The organism is Pseudomonas baltica (assembly GCF_014235765.1).
Taxonomy (GTDB): Bacteria; Pseudomonadota; Gammaproteobacteria; order Pseudomonadales; family Pseudomonadaceae; genus Aquipseudomonas; species Aquipseudomonas baltica.
Window position 1 is genome coordinate 609,319 of the sequence record NZ_JACMYH010000001.1, and the last position, 10,189, is coordinate 619,507.

The window sequence follows — 10,189 nt, forward strand, 5'->3', positions numbered from 1 at the left end:
ATCAGCGCTTGGGCTTGGTCCGCACATCGTTGAAGCACGGCATTCTGGCGTCCACTCGATCCGAGGCGCGGGCGCCTGGTTTGGCAGCGGTTTCCACATACCAATAGCAGCTGTGGATGGCCCGGGTGATCCCGACATAGGCCAGGCGCAGCGCTTCCTCGTGCTGGGCACTGTCGTAGCCGTCCACCTGCACCGCCTGAGCCAGGCCCGCCAGGGCATAGACCTGGTTCTTGTAGGGCGAGCGACTGGCATACTGGCAATCGCCCAGCAGAAATACCGCGTCGGCCTGCAGACCCTTGGCGCTGTGGAACGTGAGCTGGCGCAAACGGCGCTGCTCGGCTGGCAACGCTTGATCTGCCTGCAACAGGCCCTGGATATGCTCGGCCAAAGCCTGGCGGTCACTGTTGCGACGATAGAGCACCAGAATCGAGTCGCCTGCAGCGTGATGCTCGGCGGCGCGCCGTGCCAGATCGGCAAGGTCTCGACTCAAGAGAATCACAGGCGATGGCTCGCGATCGAATACGCGGCGTGCCAGGGCCTTCTTGCCGGGTATGGCCGGTGCCGACGCCACGATATGCTCGGCGGCGTCGATGATCGCCTGATGGCTGCGGTAGTTGTCGATCAGCAGTACACGCGTGTGCTTGTGAGCGCTGAAGGTGCGGTTGAACTGCATGAAGTAGCTCGGGTTACTGCCACGCCAGCCATAGATCGACTGCCAGTCGTCGCCAACGCACATCAGCGAGCTGTTCTGCGCGGCTCGCTCACCGGCCAACGCGGTGCTGCGGCGCAGGATTTCCGCAAGGCTGGCCCTCAACCAGCCAACGATCTGTGCGGAAATGTCCTGGAATTCGTCGACGAGCAGATGGGACATGGGGCGCAGTGCGTCGTCAGGCAGTTCGCTGACTCGCGAGCCTGGCCCTTCGCCAAGCAAGGCGAACATGCGATTGAACAGCATGACTGGCGGCGTCTGGTTTTGCAGATGCGCTTCGAGTGCCGGCCAGAACAGGCGCAAGGCAGCGAAAAAGTCAGCTTCGGAATCTTCGGCGTTCCAGCTCATCCGGTCGATGGCGTCGACGACCTGCAATCCGAGGTTCTCGATGAAGGTTGCGGCAGCCACGAAACAGTCCAACAGCGGCGCCGGGGTGAGTTCGCCGGGCAACTGGTATTCGAACCCGGGCCCGGTCAACCCTTTGCCGTTCAAGGACGTCAAAACCTTCTTGGCATCGGAAGGATTATCCAGCCATATCAGTGGCTTATCACAGAAAGCTTGAAACAGGGTGCGCTTGACTGCCCATTCGCCCCAGATTGGGATCTTGGCCGTGGGCCGGGTGAGTTGGGCATCGGTACCGGGTTCGAACCCTAGCACGACCCAAGTGTTCAAGCGTGCAGTGTAGCCATGCGTATGAAAGGTAAAACCTTTTATATCAATGGCTTGTCGATCTATCTTGATCCCTTTTATAGGCCAGGCATCCTGCGCACGCCAGTGTTCTTCGATCAAGTCACACAGTTCGGCGTCGCGAGCGCTGGCCAGGCTGAGGGCTTTGAGCCGCTTCTGCACGTCGGGATCCTGCGGGTCCAGCTTGCGCAGTTGGGCGGCGCTCGCGCGCAAGCTTCCGACGTGACCACTGAACGAAGGATCGCTACTCATGAGGCTGCGATAGCATTCGTTCATCAACTGACGCTGGATGTCGTTGAGCCGCAGTTGGAACGGATTCGCTTCCTCGCTACCTGTTGCGGCCGCTCCGAGGTTTTCGAAAGCGCGCACTTCAGCCAGACCAGGCAGCGCGTGAATCAGCGGCAGAACCAGGGAATGATAGGTTCTGACCACTTCACGTACTTTCTCGAATACGTAAGTTACTCCCCACATATCAAAGACTTGGCACAACTTCTTGATAAAGTCTCGACGTGACTCTCGGGTGAAGGTCACCACGCTCATGCTGTCGAGTTCGAAGCCCATGTAGTGGTGCAGCACCAGCACGCGCAGTACCAGCGATGTGGATTTACCTGCACCTGCACCAGCCACCACGCACGTGGCGGGTGTCGTGCTGAAGATCATTTTCCACTGCGCGGCGCTTGGCTGGGCATGTTCGGGCAAGCGGGCAGCGACGTCAGCCTTGATGGTTTTCTTCAGCGCTGGCGTCAGCTCGAGCTGCCAGGGCGCGAACAGCAACGGCTGTGGCGCTTGTGAGGTGACGGATTTTTTCGGCGCGCGGGGCGGCCGTTTCGACTGTGACTCGGGAGGTGATTCGGCAGCCGGGGCGGTAGCTTCCGTGAGCGGCGTGTGAAACCAGGCGTCACGCTGCTGCGAGCGCAGCCAACGCCAGCCCCGGGCGATCAGGCCGGGGGCTTGACGGTCTTTGTCGGTAGGTTGCGATGACACGAAAACTCCTGGGCATATCGCGAGGACCGCAATATACCAAAGATCCCACCTTCAAACGCTGCACACCCTCCGTAGCAGCAGCGCAAGCCGCGTCAGCGGCCTGTGCGGTGTACCTGATCCACCGCAGCGCCCCTTTCGCGGCCGATGACCGCTCCTACGCGATACCGAATTCCCTGTAGGAGCGGTCCGTGGCCGCGAAACGGTCGACTCGGTGTAGCAGAAACTCCGCACCGCCCCCTTCGCGGCCGATGACCGCTCCTACGCGATACCGGATTTCCTGTAGGAGCGGTCCGCGGCCGCGAAACGGGCGACTCGGTCTATCAGATACTCCGCACCGCCTTCTTCGCGGCCGATGACCGCCACCACCGGAGGTGCGTGCGGGATCAACCGATGGCGGAATCCACCAGCACCTGCGCTTCGGCTACCAGACGCTGCAGATGCGCCTCGTCGATGAAGCTTTCGGCGTAGATCTTGTAGATGTCTTCGGTGCCCGAGGGACGCGCGGCGAACCAGCCGTTGGCCGTGATGACTTTCAAGCCACCGATGGCCTGCCCATTGCCTGGCGCATGGCTGAGAATCTGCTCGATCGGCTCACCGGCCAATTCCGTGGACTTCACCTGCTCGGGCGACAGCTTGCTCAAGGCCGCCTTCTGCTGCGGGTTGGCCTTGGCCTCGACGCGCGTAGAGAACGGCTCGCCCAGGCTCTGGGTCAGCGCTTCATACGCCTGACTTGGATCGCGGCCCGTACGTGCGGTCATTTCAGCGGCCAACAGGGCCGGGATCAACCCGTCCTTGTCGGTGGTCCACACACTGCCATCCATGCGCAGGAACGACGCGCCGGCGCTCTCTTCACCGCCGAACCCCAGCGAGCCATCGAACAGACCGTCGGCGAAATACTTGAAGCCCACCGGCACTTCATGCAGACGACGCCCCAGGCGCGCAGTGACGCGGTCGATCATGCCGCTGCTGACCACGGTCTTGCCCACGGCTGCGTCGGCGCGCCACTGCGGACGATTCTGGAACAGATAGTCGATGGCCACCGCCAGGTAGTTGTTGGGTGCCAGCAGCCCGCCCGTCGGGGTGACGATGCCATGACGGTCGTGATCGGGATCGCAGGCAAAGGCCACGTCGAAGCGGTCCTTCAGGCCGATCAGCCCCTGCATGGCGTAGCTGGACGATGGGTCCATGCGAATCTGGCCGTCCCAGTCCACGCACATGAAGCGGAAGGTGGCATCGACTTCGGTGTTCACCACCTGCAGGTCGAGCTGATAGTGCTCGGCAATGGCCGACCAGTAGCGCACACCTGCCCCACCCAGCGGATCCACACCCAAGCGCAGGCCGGCCTTGCGGATAACGTCGAAGTCGATCACGTTGACCAGGTCGGCCACGTAGTGACCGATGTAGTCGTGCCGGTGAGTCGTGGCAGCCTTCAGCGCCTGCTCGTGAGGCATGCGCTTGACCCCGCGCAGGTCATCGGCAAGCAGCTCGTTGGCCTTGGCTTCGATCCACTTGGTCACGTCACCGTCGGCCGGGCCGCCATTGGGTGGGTTGTACTTGAAACCACCGCTTTGCGGCGGGTTGTGCGACGGCGTGATGACCACACCGTCCGCCAGGCCGCTGCTGCGCTCACGGTTGTAGCAGATGATCGCATGGGAGACCGCCGGTGTCGGAGTGTATTCGTCGTCCTTGGACAACATCACCTGCACGCCATTGGCGGCGAACACTTCAAGGGCGCTGGCACCTGCCGGGGTTGACAGCGCGTGGGTGTCGATGCCGACGAACAGTGGGCCGTCGATCCCCTTGCTGCTGCGGTAGAGGCAGATCGCCTGGCTGATCGCCAGCACATGGGCCTCGTTGAAGCTCAAGTCGAACGAGCTGCCACGGTGCCCCGAGGTCCCGAACGCCACACGCTGAGTGGGCTCGCTTGCATCCGGCTGGCCGGTGTAATAGGCCGTGACCAGACGCGGGATGTCGATCAGCAGCTGGGCTGGAGCAGGTTTGCCCGCAAACGGACTGAGCTTCATGCAAAAACCTCTAGTGTAGGTACCGAAACGAAGAATGACAGTTTAGTGGCACTTCGACACTGGAGGTAGCTATTTGATTCCCTTTTTTGACGCTTCTTTTGTCGAACCGACCGGCAGCAGGTTGCCTGCTGCCCTTCGGGACGCCTGATCAGGTGATCGGCGCGGGGTTGAACAAGGTGATGTCGTTGTGCAGGCGATAGCGCTCGGCCCACGTCTGTTGTTCACCGCTGGCCACGGCCAGGTAGTAATGGAACAGCTCCCAGCCCAGCTCCTCGATGGTCGCCCGCCCGGTGGCAATGCGCCCGGCGTCGATATCGATGAGGTCGGGCCAGCGCTCGGCCAGCTCGGTGCGGGTGGACACTTTCACCACCGGCGTCATCGCCAGGCCGTACGGGGTCCCGCGGCCCGTGGTGAACACGTGCAGGTTCATCCCGGCAGCCAGCTGCAGCGTGCCGCAAACGAAGTCGCTGGCCGGCGTGGCACAGTAGATCAGGCCTTTGCGGTTGACCCGTTCGCCCGGACCGAGCACACCGTTGATGGCGCTGCTGCCCGATTTGACGATCGAACCCAGCGACTTCTCGACGATGTTGGACAAACCGCCTTTCTTGTTCCCCGGTGTGGTGTTGGCACTGCGGTCCGCCGCACCGCGTTCCAGATAATTGTCGTACCAGTCCATCTCGCGCACGAGCTGGGTTGCCACTTCGTGGGTTTCGGCCCGCGAGGTGAGCATATAGATGGCATCGCGCACCTCGGTGACTTCGGAGAACATCACCGTGGCCCCGGCGCGAACCAGCAGGTCGGAGGCGAAGCCCAGGGCCGGGTTGGCGGTGATCCCGGAAAACGCATCGCTACCGCCACACTGCATGCCCAGGATCAGCTCGCTGGCGGGCACCGTTTCGCGACGCCGACGGTCCAGCTTGGCCAGCCGAGTCTCGGCCAGCGCCATGATCTGCTCGACCATTTCTCCGAAGCCATGCCCGGAGTCCTGCAGGCGGTACAGCCACGGCTCGCTCAGGTCTACCGAGGGATCGTCCTCGTGCATCACCTGCCCGGCCTGCAACTTCTCGCAACCCAGGCCGATCACCAAGGCTTCGCCACCCAGATTCGGGTTGCGCGCCAGGTTGCGCACGGTACGAATCGGAATGTAGGCATCGCGCGCATTGATGGCCACGCCGCAGCCGTAGCTATGGGTCAGCGCCACCACGTCGTCGACGTGGGGGTACTTGGGCAGCAGCTCTTCGCGAATGCGCTTGACCGCGTGGTCCAGCACTCCGGTCACGCACTGCACCGTGGTGGTGATCCCCAGAATATTGCGCGTACCCACGGTACCGTCGGCATTGCGGTAGCCTTGGAAGGTGAAGCCCTCCAGCGGCGGCAGAGCCGGCGGTACCGCGTCGGACATCGGCAGGCTGTCCAACGGCGGAGCCGAAGGCATGGCCAGTTGGCTTTCCTTGACCCAACTGCCTTGACGGATCGGCTCCAGTGCGTAGCCGATGATCTGGCCGTAACGCACCACAGCGCCGCCTTCGGCGATATCGACGGTGGCAACCTTGTGGCTCTGCGGCACACCTTCGATGACCGTCAGGCCATCGGGAAAACGGCTGCCTTCGGCCACGCCCTGATCGTTGACCACGACCACGACGTTATCGTCTGCGTGCAGGCGCACGTAGCGGGGAGAATCGGAATGTTCGATCAATTGCATGGCTTGGCCCTTCCAATCAATTCAGGCTGAATCCAGAGCCGCGTACCGGCAGTGCCGGCCGCGGTCTTGTCGTTGGCTGCAGACGCTTCAGGGACGAGCGGCATTGAGCTGCGGTGCATCGTCGACGACCGGGTCGCCGTTCTCTTCGCGCAGTACCACGCGCTTGATCGGGCCGACGATCACCAGGTAGCTGAACACCGCTACCAGGGCATTGGCACCGACGTAGACCAGCGCGTACTTGAACGAGCCGGTGGCACTGATGATGTAGCCGATCACGATCGGCGTGGTGATGGACGCCACGTTACCGAACATGTTGAACAAGCCGCCGCTGATCCCGGCGATCTGCTTGGGCGAAGTGTCGGACACCACGGCCCAGCCCAGCGCACCCACGCCCTTGCCGAAGAACGCCAGGGCCATGAACGCCACCACCATCCATTCGGCCTGCACATAGTTGCAGATCACCATGGTGGTCGACAGCATCAAGCCGCAGACGATCGGCGTCTTGCGCGCGAAGGTGAGGGAATGGCCGCGACGCAGCAGGCTGTCCGAGATGACCCCGCCCAACACGCCACCGATGAAGCCGCAGATGGCCGGCAGCGAGGCAATGAAGCCTGCCTTGAGGATGGTCATGCCGCGTTCCTGAACCAGGTACACCGGAAACCAGGTAAGGAAGAAGTAGGTGATGCCGTTGATGCAGAACTGCCCCAGGTACACACCAAGCATCATGCGCGTGGTCAGCAGTTGGCGAATGTAGTTCCACTTCGGCTTGGACTTGCCGCCCTTGGCCTGGTCCATGTCCACCAGCCCGCCGTTCTGCTCGATGAACTCCAGCTCTTCGGCACTGACGCTTGGGTGTTCCTTGGGATTGTGGATGTACTTGAGCCATACGCCCGAAAAGAGGATGCCCAGGCCGCCCATGACCACGAAGACATGCTCCCAGCCCCAGGAGTGCACGATCCAGCCCATCAGCGGAGCGAACAGCACGGTGGCGAAGTACTGCGCCGAGTTGAAGATCGCCGACGCCGTGCCGCGCTCGGCGGTCGGGAACCAGGCCGCAACGATGCGTGCGTTACCGGGAAACGACGGCGCTTCGGCTGCGCCGACCAGAAAGCGCAGCATGAACAGCGCGATCACCGCGTTGGCCATCGGCAGGTAGCCAACGAACCCCTGCATTACCGTGAACAGCGACCAAAGGAAAATGCTCCAGGCGTACACCTTCTTCGAGCCGAAGCGGTCGAGCAACCAGCCGCCGGGGATCTGCAGCAGGACGTAAGCCCAACCGAAAGCGGAAAAGATATAGCCGAGGGTGACGGCGTCGATGCCCAGGTCTTTCTGCAGACTGGCACCGGCGATGGAAATGGTGGCGCGATCCGCGTAGTTCAGTGTTGTCACCACGAACAACAGGAACAGGATCATGTAGCGCACATGCGTCTTCTTCGTCGCTGGCATGCGAAGGTACTCCCACGAGTTATTTTTATGCGGGTAGAGGGTATGAAGCCGGGTATTTCAGGTGTCGCTGACTCAGCCGGGCTGCGAGCCATGGCCCTGTAGGACGGGGGAAGTCGGACAACAGGGGGAGGACATCACGTGGATAATCATGGTTGCAGCACCCTGGACGTTGGAATTATTAGGGGGACACCGGTCTGTGCCGATACTGCAGTTACGTTATCGTACAACGCTGATTATATCCATACCTCGGAGATGAATTATTTCCAAAGATGTAGCGATGTCGGCGGGAAGTCATCGTACTACGTTGCAGGCGCTGACGTGGAGGGTCAGATGGACAGATCTTCATGCGCCTTGACCACGCGCGCCCGGCTGTTGGCCAGATGGATGCGCATCGCGGCGCGTGCGGCGTCATAGTCACAGCGGGCGACCGCTTCGAAGATGTGCGCATGTTCGCGGACCAGCCGTTCGTGTTTCTGCTGGCGGTCCAGACGTGCGATGGCCACGGTGTCCAGGCGTGCACGGGGAAACATGCTGGTGCCGAAATGCGTGATGATGTCGGCGAAATAGCGGTTGTTAGAAGCCTGGGCGATCTGCAGGTGGAACTGGAAGTCGGAGACGATGGACCCGCTGGTGTCGGACGCCTGTTCGAAGCGCTTGAGCGCGTCTTCGATACACGCCAACTGGTCGTCGCTGCGCCGCAGTGCCGCCAACCCCGCCGCTTCGATCTCGAAACTGATGCGCACATCGAGAATGGCGATAACGTCCTGCAGGGTGACGATAGTGGCCGGGTCCAGGCGCGATACGGTCGAACCCGGGACGTTGAGAACGAAGGTGCCGATGCCGCGACGGGTTTCGACGATACCCGACACCTGCAGGCGGGACAGTGCCTCGCGCACGGTAGCCCGGCTTACACCGCCCACCGCCATCAATTCGAGTTCGGTGGGCAGCTTGTCTCCGGGCTTGACCACACCCTGGCTGATCATCCTGCAGACATCGTCCACCAGGCTCTGGGCCAGGTTGCCCGGCCTGCGACGCGTGATGTCGGCGGTGACGATGTCGTTGCTCATGGCGGCGCGATCATGGCTGGAAAAGGAAAACCGATCATATATCAGCAAGTTGTGTGATGACAGCGCGAACATGCCGCCTTTCGAGGTGTTCGCGGTCGGTGGGGCGCCCTTGAAATATACCTTGAGCCCCCCCTTCCCAACCGCCACGGCAGGCCTAGAATGGCGGCGTGGTCGCGGTCCCCAATAACGCTGTTGCCCCCCCTCCCGAGCCTACATGTCCAAAGCCAATCCCTGCCTTGAGTGCGGCGCCTGCTGCGCGCATTTCCGTGTGTCCTTCTATTGGGGCGAATGCCAGTCTGCGGGCGGCCTGGTGCCTGACGAGCAGGTCATTCAGGTCACCCACAATCGGGTGGCGATGCTCGGCACCGACGCCAAGCCCACGCGCTGCGTCGCCCTCGCCGGCGAGGTGGGCAAGGTCGGAATCGGTTGTACGATGTATGCCCAGCGCTCCAGTACCTGCCGCGAGTTCGATGCTTCCTGGGAACACGGCGAACATAACCCGGCGTGCGACAAGGCGCGTGCGGCTCATGGCTTGCCGCCGCTGCCGGAGCCGGTCATGACCCTCCTCGCCAGCTAGCCGATTCAAGCGCTGCGCTCCGAGTCGATGGCGGCCGGATGCCGTGCGCTTTTGGCCATCGACGGGATTCGGCGTTTAGCAGATAATCGGCCATCATTACGCTATCTCGCCCCATCTCTGTACCAGGAGTTCTTGCATGGCCGCGCTGAACACGCAAACCGTTGACGCTTTCAAATCCCAGCAAAATGCCATCGTCGAGCAATGGCTCGCAGGCCTTGAAGCCAGCGGAGCGACGCGCAACATCAAGGAAGCCGACCTCCAGCAGCAGAGCAGCGAGCTGCTCAGCCAGTTGATCAGCGCCCTGGAAACCAGTCAGACCCACAACATCGCCGGCAGCCAATGGGCCGATGTCCGTCAGGTGCTGGAGAAGCTGTCCCACAGCCGCGCGCTGCTGGGCCACGACTCGCACCAGACCGCGCACTTCATCTTTGCCCTCAAACGCCCGCTGTTCGCCGTGCTGCAGGCAGCGTACGCCAGCCATCCGGCCGAGCTTGCCGAGCAGGTGCTGCTGGTCTCGGACCTGCTCGACGGGCTGGGCATGCACACCATCCGCACTTTCCAGAAGTCCCGCGAGATGGTCATCAAGCGTCAGCAGGAAGAACTGCTCGAACTCTCCACCCCTGTCGTCAAGCTGTGGGAAGGCGTACTGGCCCTGCCGATGATCGGCACGCTGGACTCGCAGCGTACCCAAGTGGTGATGGAATCGCTGCTGCAGCGCATCGTCGACACCGGCTCGGAAATAGCCATCATCGACATCACCGGGGTGCCGACGGTCGACACCCTGGTAGCCCAGCATCTGCTCAAGACAGTAACCGCCATTCGCCTGATGGGTGCCGATTGCATCATCAGCGGCGTGCGTCCGCAGATCGCGCAGACCATCGTCCATCTGGGCCTTGACCTGCAAGGCGTGGTCACCAAGGCCAATCTGGCAGACGCCCTGGCCCTGGCCCTGCGCCGCCTGAACCTGACCGTCAGCAAGGCGGTTTGAGC

The 10,189-nt window shown here is 62.2% G+C and carries 7 protein-coding genes; 2 read left to right on the forward strand and 5 right to left on the reverse strand.

Features of this window, described 5'->3' with window-relative positions:
* Position 1: 1 nt before the first annotated feature.
* The 5 genes from H7993_RS02800 to H7993_RS02820 all read right to left on the reverse strand — a co-directional run bounded on the left by H7993_RS02800 (position 2) and on the right by H7993_RS02820 (position 8,622).
* Positions 2-2,380 carry a UvrD-helicase domain-containing protein gene (locus tag H7993_RS02800; protein WP_342345028.1) on the reverse strand — a complete coding sequence of 793 codons (2,379 nt, stop codon included), beginning with the start codon at positions 2,378-2,380 and terminating at the stop codon, positions 2-4.
* Positions 2,381-2,763: 383 nt separating this feature from the next.
* The gene (pgm, locus tag H7993_RS02805; RefSeq protein WP_185793367.1) at positions 2,764-4,404 is read right to left on the reverse strand and encodes a phosphoglucomutase (alpha-D-glucose-1,6-bisphosphate-dependent); all 1,641 of its coding nucleotides are present in this window, start codon (positions 4,402-4,404) and stop codon (positions 2,764-2,766) included.
* Positions 4,405-4,552: 148 nt separating this feature from the next.
* Positions 4,553-6,106, reverse strand: a complete 1,554-nt coding sequence (gene garD / locus H7993_RS02810) for a galactarate dehydratase (RefSeq protein ID WP_185793368.1) — start codon at positions 6,104-6,106, stop codon at positions 4,553-4,555.
* Between the two features lie 87 nt (positions 6,107-6,193).
* A complete protein-coding gene (locus tag H7993_RS02815) occupies positions 6,194-7,555 on the reverse strand; it encodes an MFS transporter (RefSeq protein WP_122478149.1) in 1,362 nt (453 codons plus the stop codon).
* Positions 7,556-7,881: 326 nt separating this feature from the next.
* Positions 7,882-8,622 (reverse strand): FadR/GntR family transcriptional regulator, encoded by a 741-nt coding sequence (locus H7993_RS02820; RefSeq protein ID WP_122478282.1) that lies wholly within the window; start codon positions 8,620-8,622, stop codon positions 7,882-7,884.
* Between the two features lie 214 nt (positions 8,623-8,836).
* Between H7993_RS02820 and H7993_RS02825 the strand changes: the two genes are divergently transcribed.
* Both H7993_RS02825 and H7993_RS02830 read left to right on the forward strand, forming a co-directional pair.
* Entirely contained in the window at positions 8,837-9,199 is a 363-nt protein-coding gene (locus tag H7993_RS02825) for a YkgJ family cysteine cluster protein (RefSeq protein WP_122797656.1), read from the forward strand.
* Between the two features lie 136 nt (positions 9,200-9,335).
* The gene (locus tag H7993_RS02830) at positions 9,336-10,187 is read left to right on the forward strand and encodes an STAS domain-containing protein (protein WP_122478153.1); all 852 of its coding nucleotides are present in this window, start codon (positions 9,336-9,338) and stop codon (positions 10,185-10,187) included.
* Positions 10,188-10,189: the final 2 nt, after the last annotated feature.